The sequence below is a fragment of the Stenotrophomonas sp. STEN063 genome (assembly GCF_056854515.1).
Map to the genome: position 1 here is coordinate 1 of NZ_JBXFWF010000038.1, position 16,185 is coordinate 16,185.

Genomic DNA, 16,185 nt, shown 5'->3' on the forward strand with positions numbered 1-16,185 from the left:
ACCCTCCCCTTCGCTGCGCGAAAGGGAGGTCTAAAGATTTGCCCCCTCCCTTTGCCGCAGGCAAGCGGAGGGTTGGGGAGGGGTGCTTTGGCTCCCTCCCTTGCGCCGAAGGCGGAGGGGAGGGTTGGGGAGGGGTAACGCTCTCCGCCAACATCCCGGCAAAGCACCCGAGCACTACTGCTGCGATACTGACGGACAAATCTCAATGCTTCCGCCGCAGCAGGTCGGTGCCGAAGCCCAGCAGCAGAGCGATCAAACGAATGAAGATTCTGGTTACCGGTGGTGGTGGTTTTCTCGGTCAGGCCTTGTGCCGCGGCCTGGTCGAACGCGGCCATCAGGTGCTGAGCTTCAATCGCGGGCATTACCCGGCATTGCAGGAAATCGGGGTTGGCCAGATCCGTGGCGACTTGGCCGATGCGAACGCTGTGCATCACGCCGCCGCCGGCGTCGATGCCATCTTCCACAACGCTGCAAAGGCTGGAGCCTGGGGCAGCTACGACAGCTACTTCCAGGCCAATGTGGTCGGCACCCGCAATGTGCTTGCCGCCTGCAAGGCGCACGACATCCGCCGCTTGGTCTACACCTCAACACCTAGCGTCACCCATCGCGCCACCCATCCGGTCGAAGGCCTGGGTGCGGATGAAGTGCCTTACGGTGAGGACTTCCAGGCGCCGTATGCCGCCACCAAGACCATCGCCGAACAGGAGGTGCTGGCCGCCAATGGTGCCGATCTGGCAACCATTGCCCTGCGCCCGCGGCTGATCTGGGGCCCGGGCGACAATCAGTTGGTGCCGCGCTTGGCCGAACGCGCGCGTGCCGGACGCCTGCGCTTTGTCGGCGATGGCACGAACAAGGTCGATACCACCTTCATCGACAACGCCGCGCAGGCGCACTTCGATGCCTTCGATCATCTGGTGGTTGGTGCGGCCTGCGCTGGCAAGGCCTACTTCATTTCCAATGGCGAGCCGCTGCCGATGCGCGAACTGCTCAACCGCCTGCTTGCAGCGGTGGGTGCGCCGGGCGTGGAGAAGTCGATCTCGTTCAAGACCGCGTACCGCATCGGCTCGGTCTGCGAAAAGCTGTGGCCGCTGCTGCGCTTGTCCGGCGAACCGCCGATGACACGCTTCCTCGCCGAGCAGCTGTGCACGCCGCATTGGTACTCGATGGAGCCGGCACGCCGCGATTTCGGCTATGTGCCCAGGGTGTCCATCGAGGAAGGCTTGCGGCGTTTGGCGGCCGCATCCTGAATGGACCGTGTCGTCATCATCCGGCGCTAACGTTCCTGTCACCGTATCGCGACCGGCAATTGCCGAGGATGGAGCCCTGATTCCAACCGAGGACCCAGCCCATGCTGCATTACGCCGTCGTTTTCTTCGTCATCGCCATCATTGCCGCCGTACTCGGCTTCAGTGGCATTGCCGGTGCGGCCAGCAATATCGCGTGGATCCTGTTCGTCGTCTTCCTGATCCTTGCGGTGGTGTCGATGTTCCGCAAGAAAGGCTGATCATTCCTGACGCCAGAAACAGAACGGCCCGCATCCTCGGTGAGGGTGCGGGCCGCGTCGTTTCAGCAGTTTCGATCAGGCCGACGTGCTGATCGAGCTGCGCAGGCCCTTGTCTGCCGCGTTGCGCTCCAGCGCCAGCTCGATCAGGCGGGTGATCAGCGCGGTATAGCCCAGACCGCTTGCGCCCCACAGCTTGGGATACATGCTGATCTTGGTGAAGCCGGGCAGGGTGTTCAGTTCGTTGATGACGACGTCGCCGGCCTCGGTGAGGAACACATCCACGCGCGCCATGCCGATGCAGTCCAGCGCCTGGTAGGCGCGCACGGCGATCTCGCGGATGCGCTGCTGTGCATCGGCAGCGATATCGGCCGGGATCACCGTTTCCGCACCGCTGGCGCTGATGTACTTGGTGTCATAGGCGTAGAAGTCGTCATGCACCACCACTTCGCCGCAGACGCTGGCCTCGGGCACGTCATTGCCCAGCACCGCGCATTCGATCTCACGGCCGACAATCGCCGACTCCACCAGCACCTTGTGGTCGAACGACAGGGCCAATGCCATCGCGGTGGCGAACTCGTCGGCGGTGCGCACCTTGCTCACGCCAACCGAGGAACCCTGGTTGGCCGGCTTGACGAACAGCGGCAGGCCGAGCTGCGCGACCAGCGCGTCGTAGTCGGCGTGTGCAGCAGTGACATGGTTGAAACAGGCAAACGGCGCCACCGCCAGGCCGGCATCGCGTAGCAGGCGCTTGGCCATGTCCTTGTCCATCGCCGCGGCTGCGCCAAGCACGCCGGGGCCAGCGAAGGGCAGGTTCAAGGTGCGCAGCAGGCCCTGCAGGGTGCCGTCTTCGCCGAGGGTGCCGTGCACGATCGGGAACACCACATCCAATTGCGGCACGTCGCGACCATCGGCGGCCAGCAGCTGGCCGCGCTCGGCGCCGGGCAGTACCGACAGCACCGGGCCGGAGGTGTCCAGCGCGATGCGCTTGGGATCATCGGCATTGAGCAGGAAACCGGCCGCATCGCACAGGTGCCACAGGCCCTGCTTGTCCACGCCGATCAGGCTGACGTCGAAACGTTCCTTGTCCAGCGCATCGAAGATGTTCTTCGCCGACTGCAGCGAGACCTCGTGCTCGGCCGAGCGACCGCCGAAAATGATGCCAACCCGGGTCTTGCCCATTGCCTGTGTGCTCCTGACGCTGTGTTTGGTGGTGTCTGCATAGCATGAACGCAAACGCCGGAAATGGGGATTGGGGATTCGGGATTTGTTTATCGCGGGGCGCAGACATGAACAAACCCTGTGCGGACGATGCCCCCGCGCCCGTCCCCCGGGAACGCCCCGCCCACCCGGCCGCACGCCCCCCCCGCCTCCCCCCCCGCCCGCCACCGGCCCCGGGGGCGCTGCGCTTACCCGGGCTACGTCGCGGGGCGTCGCAACATCGTGCATGGCAGGCTCCCGATCCCGGCCCTCCGGTAGAATGCCCGGCATGCCTGCATCCCCCTTCAAAATGATCAAGCCGCTGGCCGGCCGTGCGCTGGAAGTGGCCTTGAACCGCGCGCTGGCGCTGGACCCGGATACCCGCGCCGCACTGGCCTCGCTCGACGGCCAACGCATTGCCCTGACCCTGGAGTCGCCGTCGCTGGCGATGCAGATCGGGGTCGCCGGCGAACGCCTGACCGTGGGCCCGGTCGATCCGGCGCTGGAACCGGACCTGGCCGTGCGCAGCACGCTGGGCGGGGTGCTGGCGCAGCTTCCATTCCTGGCCAATGCACGGCGCGGCAACAGCGCGCCCGCTGGGCGGGTCAAGGTCTCCGGCGATGCCGAGCTGGCGCGCCGCCTGCAGCAGCTGGCCACCCGTTTTGATCCGGATTGGCAGCAGCCTTTTGTCAAAGCCTTTGGCGAGATCCTCGGTGTGCAGATCGCGCAGACCTTGCGTGCAGCGTTGCTGCAGGCCAGGCGCAGCGCCAAGGATCTGGCCGAGACCGCCGCCGAATACGTTACCGAGGAGTCGCGTGATGTCGTTGCCCGTGCCGAGCTGGATGCCTTCCATGATGATGTGGACGTGATCCGCGATGACGTCGAACGCATGGCCGCGCGCATCGCGCGCCTGCGTCAGCGCGCCGGGGGTGCCGCATGAAGGCGACCCGCGCCATGTTCCGCGCCAGCCGCATCGGCCGGGTGATCCTGCGCTACCGCCTGGATGACCTGCTCGACGGCACCCCGGTCGAACGTTGGCTCGGCATCGCCAAGCCGTTCGTGCCGCGTGCCAGCGCCGATATCGCCTCGCAGTCGCGCGGTGCGCGCCTGCGACTGGCGTTGCAGGAGCTGGGCCCGATCTTCGTCAAGTTCGGCCAGATCCTGTCCACCCGCCGTGATCTGGTGCCGCCGGACGTCGCCGCCGAGCTGACCCTGCTGCAGGACCGGGTCAAGCCGTTTGACGGCGAACGCGCGCTGCAGATCGTCGAGGAGGCGCTGGGCCTGCCGATCACCGAAGCCTTCGCCAGTTTCGACACCACGCCGCTGGCCTCGGCCTCGATCGCGCAGGTGCATGCAGCAACGCTGGACGATGGTCGCCAGGTCGTCGTCAAGGTGTTGCGCCCGGATATCGAAAAGCAGATCGCCGGTGACATCGCCCTGCTCAAATCGCTGGCCGCATTGGTCGAACGCACCCATCCGCGTGCCGACAAGATCCGCCCGCGCGAAGTGGTGGCCGAGATCGAAACCACCCTGGCTGCCGAGTTGGACCTGCAGCGCGAAGGCGCCAACGCCAGCGTGCTGCGCCGCTTCTGGGAAAACTCGGACGATCTGTACGTTCCGGAAGTGATTTGGAGCCACACCGCCGAGCGCGCGCTCACCCTGGAGCGGGTCTGGGGCATTCCTTCCGACGACATCGTGGCGCTGGACAAAGCCGGCATCGACCGCAAGGCGCTGGCCGCCAAGGGCGTGCGCGTGTTCTACACGCAGGTGTTCCGCGACAACTTCTTCCACGCCGATGCGCACGCCGGCAACATCTGGGTCGACATCGATCCGGCGCGCCGCGACAACCCGCGCTTCATCGCGCTGGACTTCGGCATCATGGGCCAGCTGTCGGAAGAGGATCAGTTCTACCTCGCCGAAAACTTCATGGCCATCTTCAACCGTGATTACCGCCGCATCGCCGAGCTGCACCTGCAGGCGCAGTGGATGCCGAACACGGTGCGCATCGATGAGCTGGAAGCCGCCGTGCGCGCGGTCTGCGAGCCGTACTTCACCCGCCCGCTGTCGCAGATATCGCTGGCCGAAGTACTGATGAAGCTGTTCCGCACCGCCCAGCGTTACCAGCTGACCCTGCAGCCGCAGTTGATCCTGCTGCAGAAGACGCTGCTGAACATCGAAGGCGTCGGCCGCCAGCTCGACCCCAACCTGGACATCTGGGAAGTGGCCAAGCCGGTGCTGGAACGCATCCTGCGCGAGCGTTACAGCCCGCGCCGTGCGCTGAAGGAACTGCGCAAACGCCTGCCGGAAATCATGACCCAGGCCCCGGACATGCCGGCCCTGCTGCACAGCTGGCTGCGCCAGCAGGTGGAAGGCAAGCATGAGCTGGCGATGCGCTCGCAGGACATCGTCAATCTCGAAGGCACGCTGCAGCGCATGCAGCGGCGTGTGGTTACTGCGGTTGCCGGTGTCGGTTTGATGGTGGTGTCGGCGCTGTTGTACGGCTTGCAAGCGGGCGGTCCGCAGTTCGCCTCGGTTCCGCTGTGGTCGTGGGTGACGGGAGCGGTCGGTGCGATAGCGTTGGCTTCGGCGTGGTTGCGTCGATGACTGATGTTGTCGATGAAGCCGCGGAGGTGCCGGTTGTTTTTGAACCGCTGCCGCTGTTGTATGAAGACCAGTGGTTGGCGGTGGTCAACAAGCCTGCGGGTTTGATGGTCCACGACAGCAAGCTGGCGCGCGGCGAGGATGATTTCCTCGCTGACCGTCTGCGCGAGCAGCTGGGCAAGCCGATTTTCCTCGTGCACCGGCTGGACCGTGCAACCAGTGGCTGCCTGCTGTTGGCCTTCGATCGCGAAAGCGCCAGCACCTTGGGCAAGACGCTGATGGGCGGCGAGGTGGAGAAGGATTACCTGGCGGTGTGCCGCGGCTGGCCGGCCGAAGATGCGTTCACCGTCGATCATGATCTGGACGGCGGCCCCGGCAAGCCGGTCAAGAAGCAGGCCATCACCCACTTCCAGAAGCTGCTGGAAGGCGAGTTGCCGATTCCGTCGACGGGCTTCCCGACCTCGCGCTATGCGCTGCTGCGTTGCCAGCCGCAGACTGGCCGTTTCCGGCAGATCCGGCGGCACCTCAAGCACATGTTCCACCACATGATCGGGGACACCAGCCACGGCGACGGGCGCCACAACCGTACCTTCCGCATGCAGGGCGTGCACCGCATGCTGCTGCACGCCGAGCGCTTGGCTTTCCCGCACCCGCAGGATGGCCACCGCATCGAAGTGCGCGCACCACTGGACCGCGAGTTCCAGAAAGCGATGGACCTGTTCAACTGGAAGCTACCGGACTGAGGTAGTGCCGAGCCATGCTCGGCAGGGGCTTTCCAAGCGAAAAACCACCCCTCCCCAACCCTCCCCTTGGCTTCGCCAAAGGGAGGGAGCGCAGTGCCCAGCCATGCTCGGCAAAGGCTTCCCCAGAAATCCATCAGCACGCGCAGGATTGTGGGAGCGGCGTAAGCCGCGAAGCCCACAAATCATCAGATCGCAGAGATGCCGGTGATTCCAGTATTGCCAGCTTCGCGGCTTATGCCGCTCCTACAAAAAACAGAGCAGCTTTACCGGTAACGCCCCTTGCCGAGCATGGCTCGGCACTACCGTTGGGCGCTTATTTGACTTCGCTGTTGATCTTTTCCAGGTCCTTCTGCAGGTCGGCCATCAGCGGGGTCATCTTCTGCTGGATGGCGACCATCAGGTTCTGCATCAGTGCCGGGGTCTTGTCGAGCAGGCTCTGGCCTGCCGGGCTCTCGTAGAACTCGGCCATCGCCAGCACGTCTTCCTTCGAGAACGACTGCTTGTACAGATCCACGTACATCGGCCGCATCTGCGACCACGCCAGCGCCTGACGCAAAGTCTGCGAGGTGCGCTGCTGGATGCGTTGCAGCCCGGCCTTCTGCTCGGCAGTCAGTGACTGCTTCTGGGCGATCTCGGCGAACTGCTGTGCCTGCATGGCTTCCATCTGCGGCAGCATCGCGTCGAGCATGTTCTGGGCGCGGGAGGCGGCCAGCAGGCGGTTGACGTCGGCATCGGTGGCCGGGGCCGCCCATGCCGGCGCGATGCCGGCAAGCGCCAGGCTGGCGGCGACCAGCAGGGGCGCGCAACGGGTACGAAGGGTCTGGCGGCAGCGCTGCATGGATCGTCCTTGTGATGGGGTGGGCTTGAGCATAACCGCGGCCTTGCCGGGGCTGAAGACAGGTTGCTGACCTCTGGGCGCAGGGGGGGGCAGACAGTTGCGAGTGTCGAAGTGCGCTGTAGCGCATTGTTTTTAATGAAAAATTTACATCTTACGATCTTGCTTAACATAATTTGATGACGGGAACCTTACTGAAATTGCGAAAAATAGAGACGAGGGTCACGTTTCTATCTATGCTTGGCACCAGGAGTTGTACTCAGGGGGGGTTACGTGGTCTCGCAAGCCACGTACCCGCAACAAGTAGGGAACTGCGATGGACAGTCTGTTCGAGGGGCCGACCGTACTCGTCGTGGCCAGCTGGGTGGCGATTCTCACCCTGCTGTTGGCCACGGTATTGCTGTTGATCATTGTTGTTCTGCGGGTAAGGGCGCAGCGCCGTGAAAAGCGTGACACCCAGGCCCGGCAGTTCTGGAACGATGTTCTGCAGCGCGAGCTTGCCGGTGAAACCGTGCCGGTGCACCGATTGCAACGCGATGAGGTCATAGGCTTCGTCGAAGCCTGGAACAGCGTCTGCGAGAGCCTGCCGGAAGCGTCGGTACGGCGGCTGGCGCCGCTCGGCCATCGGGTGGGTCTGGAGGAGGCAGCGCAACGCATGTTGCGTGGCAGCTACCACGATCGCGCGATGACCATCATTGCCCTGGGCCATCTGCGCGACCGGCATCTCTACGACCTGCTGGCCAAGTTCCTCAACGATCGCAGCCCGATTGTCTCGCTGTGCGCAGCGCGGGCATTGGCGCAGGTGGATCCGCCGCGCGCCATGTCGGCATTCGTGCCGATGATCACCGAGCGCGAGGACTGGGTGCCGGGCAGCGTGGCGCGGATCCTGGCAGAGAACGAAGATGGCAGCGCTGTGCGCGAGATCAGCAATGCACTGCTGCGTGCCAATGCCGACTCCACCGTGAAGCTGGTGCGCTTCCTTGCCGACATCGATCCGCAGCGTGCGGCGGTGGTGGTTCGGCAGTTGCTGGAAGGGCACGTGGATGACCACATCATTTCGGTCTGCCTGCAGCTGATCAACGATCGCCAGGATCGCGAGCGCGTCATTGGCTTCCTCACGGCCTCGCGCTGGCATGTGCGCATGCACGCGGCCGCGGCGCTGGGCCGCATCGGTGAGATTGGCGACGCCGGACGACTGGAAGCGCTGCTGTCGGACAGCGTCTGGTGGGTGCGCTATCGCACCGCACAGGCCTTGCTCGGCTTGCCGGGCATGGGCGCTGGCGCACTGCGTGAAGTGCAGTCGCGGCAGAGTGATGGCTACGGACGCGACATCATCGAACAGGTGCTGTCCGAGAACGCGATGAGGAGTGCGACATGAACGCTTATTGGCAGATGCTGGTGAGCTACGTGCAGCAGATTCCCTGGGTGAGTATCGCCGACTCGCTGCAGTGGTTCTTCATGGCCTACTTCGTCGCGATCAACCTGGCCTACCTGCTGCTGAACTACATCTCGGCCTACCAGATCGTGCGCTACATGCGCGAGTACCGGGCCAATTACCTGCCGGCCGGCCTGCGTGAGTACCAGCCGCCGGTAAGCATCATCCTGCCGGCGTACAACGAAGAAACCTCGGTGGTCTCGTCGGTGCGCTCGCTGCTCAAGACCAGCTACCCGGCGTTCGAGATCGTGGTGGTCAACGATGGCTCCAGCGACCGTACCCGCGATGCACTGATCGAGGCATTTGGTCTGGTGCGGGTGCCCGAGGCCTATCGCACGCGCCTGCAGACCGAACCGGTGCACGGGGTGTATGCCTCGGCCAGTTGCCCGCGCGTACGCATGGTCGACAAGGCCAATGGCGGCAAGGCCGACGCGATCAACGCCGGCATCAACTGCGTGCGCTATCCGCTGTTCTGCGTGGTTGATGCCGACAGTATCCTGCAGCCGGAGAGCCTGTCGCGGGTGGTGCGGCCCTTCCTGGAAGACAGCCGCGTGGTTGCCAGCGGCGGCGTGGTGCGTGTGCTCAATGGCTGCACTGTGCGCGATGGCATGCTCGACAAGATCGGCCTGCCCAACAGTTGGCTGCCCAGTTTCCAGCTGGTGGAATACCTGCGCGCCTTCCTGTTCGGACGCATGGGCTGGTCGCCGATGAACGCGCTGTTGATCATCTCCGGTGCCTTCGGTGTGTTCTACAAGGAACGGGTGATCGCCATCGGCGGTTACCGCACCGACACCGTCGGCGAGGACATGGACCTGGTGATCCGCCTGCACCGCAACCTGCGCGAGGAAAAGCGCGACTACCGCATCGTGTTCGTGCCCGACCCGGTGTGCTGGACCGAGGCCCCCACCGACCTGTCATCACTGCGCAGCCAGCGCATGCGCTGGCAGCGTGGCCTGGCCGAAAGCCTGTGGACCAATATCGGCATGCTGTTCAACCGTCGCAGTGGCGCCGCCGGCTGGGTCGCGTTCCCGTTCATGCTGTTCTTCGAGTTCCTGGGGCCGATCATCGAGGTCGTGGGCTATGTCTCGATGATCGTGCTGGCCCTGTGCGGGCTGGTGCAGCTGGATGTGTTCCTGATCTTCCTCGCTGCGGCCGTCGGCATGGGCATCCTGCTCTCGGTCAACGCGATGCTGCTGGAGGAACTTTCCTTCGGCTTGTACTCGCGGCCAGCGCAGCAGCTGCGTCTGTTCGTGGTGGCGATCCTGGAGAACTTCGGCTACCGCCAGGTGAATTCGGTATGGCGTTTCTCCGCCACCATTCGCTGGATGTTCACCCGTCGCAAGCGGCATAGCTGGGGGCGCATCAGTCGTGATGGTTCCTGGCAACAGAACCAGAAGGAAGACGTGCCGGTGGCGGTGGCAGTTGCATCGTCGGTGGTAAGCGAATCGAGTATCAACCAATGATTGCCAGGAACCGTTCCATGACCCAGCACCACTCCGTCCGTGCTCCTCGCCATGTGCTGTCGCGTTGCCTGTTGTTGGCGCTGGCCGCTGCGCCGTTGCTGGCGTTTGCCCAGGAAGCGCCAGACAGCCTGACCCTGCAGCTGCAGCAGATCCGCGAGCAGTCCGACGCCAATAATCGTGCGGCAACCATCGCCCGCTACAGCGCATTGTTGACCGAGCATCCGGGCAACGGCGACGTGCTGTTGGCGCGCGGCCGCACCTATGCGTGGGACGGCCAGTACGCTGCCGCCGAGGCCGATCTGCAGCAGGTAGTGAAGAACAGCCCGACCTATGCCGACGCCTGGTCGGCATTGGGCGACATGTACCGCTGGAGTGACCGTCCGCAGCAGGCCGCCGATGCCTACTCGCATTGGATTGAACTGGCACCGCAGGACCCTGCCGCACGCATCGCGCGAGGCCGCGAACTGCGTGCGCTCGGCCAGACCGCTGCAGCGCGTGCCGATTTCGACGCTGCCGCCACGCTGGGTGCTGATCCAAAGGAAATCGCCGAGCTGCGCCTGAGCCTGTTGCCGCGCATGGCCAACCCGGACGCGGTAGCAGCCGATGGCTACCGCTGGGGCGCAAGCCTGGGCTGGGATCACACCCGTTTCAGCGGTGACCGCGATAGCTGGAACGACAACGACCTGACCCTGCGCCGTTACTTTCCGCGCGGCTCGCTGGGGCTGGAACTGCTGCGCGCCGATCACTTCAACACCTCCGACACCGCCTGGGCGCTGGACGGCTATGCACCGCTATGGTCGCGTGCCTACGCAAACCTGCGTTACCAGCGCGGTCCGTCCAGCGGCGTGCTGCCCAGGCAGAGCTGGCGCGTGGAAGTGTTCCAGGGCGTGGGCAATGGCTGGGAACTGTCGGCCAGCGTCGACCAGCTGCGCTTCTCCGACACCACCGAGTTCTACGGCGTCGGCGTCGGCCGCTATGTCGGCAACTGGTATGGCCGCTACAAGCTGCAGCACGTGCCGGGTGTCGGCTCGGGCAGCTGGAGCCATCGCGTGTTGCTGCGCAATTACTACAAGGGCGATGCCGACGACTATCTGGAAGTCAGCGTCAGCAGCGGCCGCAGCACCGACCTGGACCGCTTTGGCGGCGTGGTGCGTGACAACAACGCCGCCATCGGCGTTGCGTGGCGGCATCAGGTCACACCCAACTGGGGCTTCAAGCTGGGCGCCGGTTATGCCGACGACGACAGCGGCTTTGATGAGCAGCGCCTGTCCGGCTCCATCTACACGCGCTGGTAAGGGAGCAGCTGACGATGATTTCCACGCATGACGGCGGCGCCTGGGCGCGCTTCTCTTCGGCATTCCCGGTGTTGCTGCTTGCGCAGGCGGTGCTGGTTGCGATGGCGGTCAGCAGCGGTGTGGCAGCTGCCGGCGGCAGTACGCAGACCGGCGCGATTGTCGGTATTGCCGGTGCGCAGGCGCTGCTGATGCTGCTGCGCTCGGTGCCGATCCTGGTGCTGTTGTCGCTGCCACTGCTGGCGATCAAGCGCGCCTTTCCGCGGTACATCGCCTTGGGCGTGCTGTGGTCGTTGTTCATCGTGGTGCAGGTGCTGCTTGACCAGTATTTCCAGGTGGCGCATGTGCCGCTGGGGGCGGATCTGTTCGGTTACAGCCTTGCCGAAATCCGCACCACGCTGGCCGATGGCGCGCCCTTGGGGTTGCGTGGCGTGTTGGCGATGGCACTGCCGCTGCTGGTGTTGTGGGCGGGCCTGCTGTGGCTGGCACGACGCGATGCGCGTGGCTCCACGGTGTGGAGCACGGTGTGGTTGGTGGCTGCGGGTGTTGCGTGGATTCTGCCGCTGCCCAGCGGTGCGGCGGCGTTGAAGGACGTTGCCTCGCGCGACCTGGCCTGCAACAAGCTGGCCTGGTTCAGCGGCGATGTGTGGCGCTGGTTCAAGGGCGAGTCGGATGTGGCGGTCGTTCCCAGCGCCGTCGCCAGCGATGAAGCCCCGCTGGATCCGAACTTCCCGTTCCTGCACCCGGAGCAGACACCGGATGCCTTGGGTCCCAATTTTTCGCCGACCAGCGATGGCCGACCGCCGAATGTCGTGTTGATCGTGGTCGAAGGCCTGGGCCGCTCGTTCTCTGGTCCGCAGGCATCGCTGGGCAGCTTCACCCCGTTCCTCGATGAGCTGGCTGGGCGCAGCCTGTACTTCGACAATTTCCTCGCCAACCAGGGCCGCACCTTCGGTGTGCTGCCGACCCTGATTGGTTCGGCACCGTTTGCCGACGAGGGCTTTACCGGCCTTGGCGATCGCATGCCGGCGCATCCCGGCTTGTTCAGCGTGCTGCGCCAGCAGGGCTATAACACCGCCTTCTACAACGGCACCGACACCAGCTTCGACAACGAGCGCGCCTACATGCAGGGCCAGCAGGTGCAGACGCTGGTCGACATGAACAACTTCGGCGAGGGCTATCAACGCAATCCGTTCAGCGCCTGGGGTTACCCGGACCAGGAACTGATCTCGCGGGTGCTGGCCGACAATGACAGCGTGCAGGCGCCGTTCCTGACCGCGATCCAGACCATCTCGATGCACACCAGCTACGAGTTCCCGGATCAGGACGTGTACCGCAAGCAGTTCGAGCAGCGCCTGCAGCAGCTGCAGGTGCCCGATGCCGAGCGTGCCAGCTACCGCGCCAGCACCGATATCTACAGCACCATCCTGTACACCGATGAGCAGCTGCGCCGCTATTTCGCCTCGGTGGAAAAGACCCCGTGGTTTGCCAATACCATTTTCGTCATCACCGGCGACCACCGCCTGCCGGAGATTCCGATGGGCGAGCATGTGGACCGTTACCACGTGCCCTTGATCGTGTTCTCGCCGCTGCTCAAGCAGCCCAAGCGCATCCGCGCAGTGTCCTCGCAGCTGGACGTGACGCCGTCGTTGATGGCCTTGCTGTCCAATACCTATGGGCTGAAGCGGCCGGCACAGACGCCGTGGCTGGGCACCGGCCTGGACATGGCCGAGAGCTTCCGCAGCAACCAGCAATTCCCCTTGAAGCAGACCAAGACGAGTGCGCCGGAGTATCTGGCCGGGCGTTGGTGGCTGCATGACGGCAAGTTGTTCGAGCTGCAGGACGGCATGCACCTGGCCGAAACCGACGACGCCAGCGTGCGTGCCTGGGCGCTGCAGCGGCTGCAGCGTTACACCCAGGCCAATGCGATCTTCATGCAGAAGAACGCGCTGACGCCGGAAGGTGCGACGCCGAAGTTGGTCGCCTACAGCGCGCCTGCGGCTGCTGCCGAACTGGCGGCGGCACCGGCAGCGCATGGCTTGTCGCTGGCCTCGGCCGAGCTTGCCACCGTCGCCGATGGCGTGCGCTTGACCGCGGTGTTCAGCAGTGGCGATCCCAAACCAAGCCGCTTGTTCGTACCGCTGGCGGTGATGTCCGCTGAGGATGGCCGCGAACTGCAGGAAGTGTATGGGCAGGCAATGCAGCTGCCGCCGGGTGGCAGCCAGCAGGTGCAGTTGCAGCTGCGCCTGCCGCAGGATTGCGGTGGCCGTTGCTACGTGTCGGTGTTCCCGTCCGATCCGGACAACGGCAAGGCGATCGGACAGGGCCGTTACCACCTGCCGGTGGACGCCGCTGCAGGCGTGGAGAAGTCGCAATGAGCCGGATGTTTGGTCTTGGCTTGTTGGCCGTGCTGTGTGTACTGCCAATGGCGCAGGCAGCAGCGGCCAGCCGCGCGATCTGGACCTGGGAGGCCGAGTCGTACGCGATGATCGAAGACCCGGCGGTCGCCGATGAGGCGGTGGCGTATCTCAAGTCGCAGCGCATCGACACCGTGTACCTGTATGCCGACGCCTACAAGGACCGCAACCTCATCGTCGAGCAGCCACAGTTGTACCGCGCCTTCATCGAACGCCTGCACAGCAAGAACATGAAGGTGTATGCCTTGCTGGGTTCCTGGTACCTGAGCACACAAAAGTACGTGTTGCCGGCGCACCGCAAGGAGGCCGAGGCGATGTTCCGCCGGGTGGTGGACTACAACGCCTCGGTGCCGGAAGCCGCGCGCTTTGATGGCGCCAACCTCGACATCGAGCCGCATATCCTCGACGAATGGGACGACGATACTCGTGCGGACTTGCTGATTGGCTTCCTGGACATGAGCGCGGCGGTGATGCGCATCAAGCAGGAAAGCGGCGCGACCTTGGCGGTTGGCCCGGCGATTCCGTTCTGGCTGGACGGCATCGAAGTGGACTGGAACGGCCGTCACCGTCCGGTCAGCGAGCACACCATCAACATCTACGACTACGTGGCCTTGATGGACTACCGCGACAAGGCCGAGGGCCGGGACAGCATCCTGTCGCACGCGGCCAGCGAGATCGCCTATGCCAATGAAGTCGGCAAGAAGGTGGTGATCGGGCTGGAGGTCTCGTCCAACGACATCGACAAGGTCACCTTCCATGAAGAAGGGCCCAAGGTGTTCGAACAGGAAGTGCGCAAGGTGGAACGTGCGCTGCGCAACGAGCCCTCGTTTGACGGCTTCGCGATCCATCACTACCGCGCCTACCGGCGCTGGGCTGGGCAGTATTGGGAATGAATGGAACCCTCCCTGCGCAGGCTGTGCTCCCTCCCTTGCGCACAGCGCAGGGGAGGGCCGGGGAAGGGGGCCTTTGCTTGAGCCCCCTCCCTTTTGCGTAGCAAAGGGGAGGGTTGGGGAGGGGTGCTTCTAAAGCCTCAGCGGCCCAGCAAAGCTCAGCCACAAGTCGCTGTAGTCAGAACCAGCGCACGCACTCAACCTCAGCCGCGAAAGGCACCCCTCCCCAACCCTCCCCTGCGCTACGCGCAAGGGAGGGGGCCGATGGCTGCGATGTGCAGACGGCCAGCGAGTGCACGCTTCGCCCCCTCCCTTTTGCGCAGCAAAGGGGAGGGCTGGGGAGGGGTGCTCTTGCTTGAGCTCCCTCCCTTTTGCGCAGCAAAGGGGAGGGTTGGGGAGGGGTGCTCTTGCTTGGGCTCCCTCCCTTTTGCGCAGCAAAGGGGAGGGTTGGGGAGGGGTGCTCTTGCTTGGGCTCCCTCCCTTTTGCGCAGCAAAGGGGAGGGCTGGGGAGGGGTGCTTCTAAAGCTCCAGTCGCCCAGCAAAACCCAACCCGCAAGCTCCGGTACTCAGAACCAGCGCAGGCACTCAACTTCAGCCGCGTAAGGCACCCCTCCCCAGCTCTCCCCTGCGCTCCGCGCAAGGGAGGGGGCAACAGCGGCGCTTTGTCGGGGAGGCGGCTAAAACCGCCACAGCCCTTACAATGCGCCGATGGCGACGGAGCAGATTGAAATCTCGGAACGATTGGCGATACCGGAAACGGAGATCGTCGAGCGTTTCGTGCGCGCGTCCGGCGCGGGCGGGCAGAACGTCAACAAGGTCTCCACCGCGGTGGAACTGCGTTTCGACATCGCCGGCTCACCGTCCCTGCCCGAGCCACTGCGCGAGCGCCTGCTCGCCCGCCGCGACCGCCGGGTGACCAGCGAAGGCGTGCTGGTGATCGACGCGCAGCGCTTCCGCACCCAGGACCGCAACCGCCAGGATGCGCGGGAACGCCTTGCCAGCTTCATCCAGGCCAGCCTGAGCGTGCCCAAGCCACGGGTGGCGACCAAGCCCACCTACGGCTCCAAGCTGCGCCGGCTGGATCAGAAAAAGGAACGCGCGCAGGTCAAGCGCGGCCGTTCCACACGTAATTGGGAGTAGTGCTTGAGCAACACGCCATCGACCGTTCCGGTTGTCCCAGCCGCCGTGCCGCAGCGCAAAGGCGCCGCCTTCAGCCGTTGGCTTGGGCGCAGCGTGCTGCGTCTGGGCGGCTGGCATATCCGCGGGCCGGTTCCGGACCTGGCCAAGGCGGTGGTGATCGCCGCGCCGCATTCGTCCAACTGGGATGGCCTGTGGGGGCTGGCGGCAAAGATGGCCTTGGGCCTTGAAGCCCGCATCCTCGGCAAGGACAAGCTGTTCTGGTGGCCGCTGAGTCTGGTGCTGCGGCGGATGGGCGTGGTGCCGCTGGACCGCAGTTCGCCGCAGGGCACGGTGGGCCAGGCGGTGGCGATGATCCGCGACAGCGAGCAGATCTGGTATGCGCTGGCGCCGGAAGGCACGCGCAAGCCGGTGACCGAATGGAAGGGCGGCTTCCTGAAAATCGCGCGCATGGCCGATGTGCCCATCATCCCGGCCTATTTCCATTACCCGGAAAAGGTGATCGGCTTCGGTCCGGTGTTCCATACGACCGGTGACGACGTGGCCGACATGGCCGCCGTTCGCCAGTGGTACCGGCAATGGATGGGCCGCAACCGCGGCACCGGCTGAGCCGCCGCGTCCGGCGCGGCTTGGCGCCACCATCGGCACATGCCGCTCACAGGGGAACGGAG

Annotated in this window: 14 protein-coding genes; 12 read left to right on the forward strand and 2 right to left on the reverse strand. The window is 64.8% G+C overall.

Translation table 11 applies throughout. The features are described 5' to 3' along the window. Nucleotides 1-260 precede the first annotated feature (260 nt). The gene (oleD, locus tag AC1VWL_RS11440) at nt 261-1,247 is read left to right on the forward strand and encodes a 2-alkyl-3-oxoalkanoate reductase (protein ID WP_482986763.1); all 987 of its coding nucleotides are present in this window, start codon (nt 261-263) and stop codon (nt 1,245-1,247) included. A 101-nt stretch (nt 1,248-1,348) separates the two neighbouring features. Beyond that, nucleotides 1,349-1,504, forward strand: coding sequence for a DUF1328 domain-containing protein (locus AC1VWL_RS11445; RefSeq protein WP_282269396.1), 156 nt, complete (start codon nt 1,349-1,351; stop codon nt 1,502-1,504). A 75-nt stretch (nt 1,505-1,579) separates the two neighbouring features. Here AC1VWL_RS11445 and ddlA read toward each other — a convergent pair whose 3' ends face one another. Continuing rightward, the gene (gene ddlA / locus AC1VWL_RS11450) at nt 1,580-2,683 is read right to left on the reverse strand and encodes a D-alanine--D-alanine ligase (protein ID WP_482986764.1); all 1,104 of its coding nucleotides are present in this window, start codon (nt 2,681-2,683) and stop codon (nt 1,580-1,582) included. A 307-nt stretch (nt 2,684-2,990) separates the two neighbouring features. Between ddlA and AC1VWL_RS11455 the strand changes: the two genes are divergently transcribed. The 3 genes from AC1VWL_RS11455 to AC1VWL_RS11465 are packed head-to-tail and all read left to right on the forward strand — an operon-like array spanning nt 2,991 to nt 6,045. Next, a complete protein-coding gene (locus AC1VWL_RS11455) occupies nt 2,991-3,641 on the forward strand; it encodes a ubiquinone biosynthesis accessory factor UbiJ (RefSeq protein ID WP_482986765.1) in 651 nt (216 codons plus the stop codon). Continuing rightward, nucleotides 3,638-5,305, forward strand: coding sequence for a ubiquinone biosynthesis regulatory protein kinase UbiB (gene ubiB, locus AC1VWL_RS11460; protein ID WP_482986766.1), 1,668 nt, complete (start codon nt 3,638-3,640; stop codon nt 5,303-5,305). Before AC1VWL_RS11455 ends, ubiB begins: the two co-directional genes overlap by 4 nt. Continuing rightward, nucleotides 5,302-6,045: a pseudouridine synthase gene (locus AC1VWL_RS11465; protein ID WP_482986767.1), complete on the forward strand. Its 744-nt coding sequence runs from the start codon at nt 5,302-5,304 to the stop codon at nt 6,043-6,045. Before ubiB ends, AC1VWL_RS11465 begins: the two co-directional genes overlap by 4 nt. A gap of 313 nt (nt 6,046-6,358) precedes the next feature. On the opposite strand, the gene AC1VWL_RS11470 is transcribed toward AC1VWL_RS11465, so the two are convergent. Next, on the reverse strand, nt 6,359-6,883 hold the full coding sequence (locus tag AC1VWL_RS11470) for a DUF2059 domain-containing protein (protein ID WP_282272241.1): 525 nt from the start codon (nt 6,881-6,883) through the stop codon (nt 6,359-6,361). A gap of 313 nt (nt 6,884-7,196) precedes the next feature. On the opposite strand from AC1VWL_RS11470, the gene AC1VWL_RS11475 reads away from it, so the two are divergent. From AC1VWL_RS11475 to AC1VWL_RS11505, 7 genes are all read left to right on the forward strand, one after another. Continuing rightward, nucleotides 7,197-8,258: a HEAT repeat domain-containing protein gene (locus tag AC1VWL_RS11475; RefSeq protein WP_482986768.1), complete on the forward strand. Its 1,062-nt coding sequence runs from the start codon at nt 7,197-7,199 to the stop codon at nt 8,256-8,258. Further along, nucleotides 8,255-9,778 carry a glycosyltransferase family 2 protein gene (locus AC1VWL_RS11480; RefSeq protein ID WP_481614971.1) on the forward strand — a complete coding sequence of 508 codons (1,524 nt, stop codon included), beginning with the start codon at nt 8,255-8,257 and terminating at the stop codon, nt 9,776-9,778. The genes AC1VWL_RS11475 and AC1VWL_RS11480 overlap by 4 nt, the downstream gene beginning before the upstream one ends. Before the next feature lie 17 nt (nt 9,779-9,795). Beyond that, a complete protein-coding gene (locus tag AC1VWL_RS11485) occupies nt 9,796-11,073 on the forward strand; it encodes a YaiO family outer membrane beta-barrel protein (RefSeq protein WP_482986769.1) in 1,278 nt (425 codons plus the stop codon). 14 nt (nt 11,074-11,087) lie between these two features. Continuing rightward, a complete protein-coding gene (locus AC1VWL_RS11490) occupies nt 11,088-13,448 on the forward strand; it encodes an LTA synthase family protein (protein ID WP_482986770.1) in 2,361 nt (786 codons plus the stop codon). Beyond that, a complete protein-coding gene (locus AC1VWL_RS11495; RefSeq protein WP_482986771.1) occupies nt 13,445-14,380 on the forward strand; it encodes a hypothetical protein in 936 nt (311 codons plus the stop codon). Before AC1VWL_RS11490 ends, AC1VWL_RS11495 begins: the two co-directional genes overlap by 4 nt. Nucleotides 14,381-15,085: 705 nt before the next feature. Beyond that, on the forward strand, nt 15,086-15,517 hold the full coding sequence (gene arfB / locus AC1VWL_RS11500; protein ID WP_482986772.1) for an alternative ribosome rescue aminoacyl-tRNA hydrolase ArfB: 432 nt from the start codon (nt 15,086-15,088) through the stop codon (nt 15,515-15,517). 3 nt (nt 15,518-15,520) lie between these two features. Continuing rightward, nucleotides 15,521-16,123, forward strand: coding sequence for a lysophospholipid acyltransferase family protein (locus AC1VWL_RS11505; RefSeq protein WP_482986773.1), 603 nt, complete (start codon nt 15,521-15,523; stop codon nt 16,121-16,123). Nucleotides 16,124-16,185: the final 62 nt, after the last annotated feature.

Excerpts from the sequence above, each read along its gene's own strand:
- AC1VWL_RS11465 (WP_482986767.1), top strand. The coding sequence starts at position 5,302 with ATGACTGATGTTGTCGATGAAGCCGCGGAGGTGCCGGTTGTTTTTGAA.
- AC1VWL_RS11475 (WP_482986768.1), top strand. The coding sequence starts at position 7,197 with ATGGACAGTCTGTTCGAGGGGCCGACCGTACTCGTCGTGGCCAGCTGG.
- AC1VWL_RS11495 (WP_482986771.1), top strand. The coding sequence starts at position 13,445 with ATGAGCCGGATGTTTGGTCTTGGCTTGTTGGCCGTGCTGTGTGTACTG.
- AC1VWL_RS11490 (WP_482986770.1), top strand. The coding sequence starts at position 11,088 with ATGATTTCCACGCATGACGGCGGCGCCTGGGCGCGCTTCTCTTCGGCA.
- AC1VWL_RS11480 (WP_481614971.1), top strand. The coding sequence starts at position 8,255 with ATGAACGCTTATTGGCAGATGCTGGTGAGCTACGTGCAGCAGATTCCC.
- arfB (WP_482986772.1), top strand. The coding sequence starts at position 15,086 with ATGGCGACGGAGCAGATTGAAATCTCGGAACGATTGGCGATACCGGAA.
- AC1VWL_RS11470 (WP_282272241.1), bottom strand. The coding sequence starts at position 6,883 with ATGCAGCGCTGCCGCCAGACCCTTCGTACCCGTTGCGCGCCCCTGCTG.
- ubiB (WP_482986766.1), top strand. The coding sequence starts at position 3,638 with ATGAAGGCGACCCGCGCCATGTTCCGCGCCAGCCGCATCGGCCGGGTG.
- oleD (WP_482986763.1), top strand. The coding sequence starts at position 261 with ATGAAGATTCTGGTTACCGGTGGTGGTGGTTTTCTCGGTCAGGCCTTG.
- AC1VWL_RS11485 (WP_482986769.1), top strand. The coding sequence starts at position 9,796 with ATGACCCAGCACCACTCCGTCCGTGCTCCTCGCCATGTGCTGTCGCGT.
- AC1VWL_RS11445 (WP_282269396.1), top strand. The coding sequence starts at position 1,349 with ATGCTGCATTACGCCGTCGTTTTCTTCGTCATCGCCATCATTGCCGCC.
- ddlA (WP_482986764.1), bottom strand. The coding sequence starts at position 2,683 with ATGGGCAAGACCCGGGTTGGCATCATTTTCGGCGGTCGCTCGGCCGAG.
- AC1VWL_RS11455 (WP_482986765.1), top strand. The coding sequence starts at position 2,991 with ATGCCTGCATCCCCCTTCAAAATGATCAAGCCGCTGGCCGGCCGTGCG.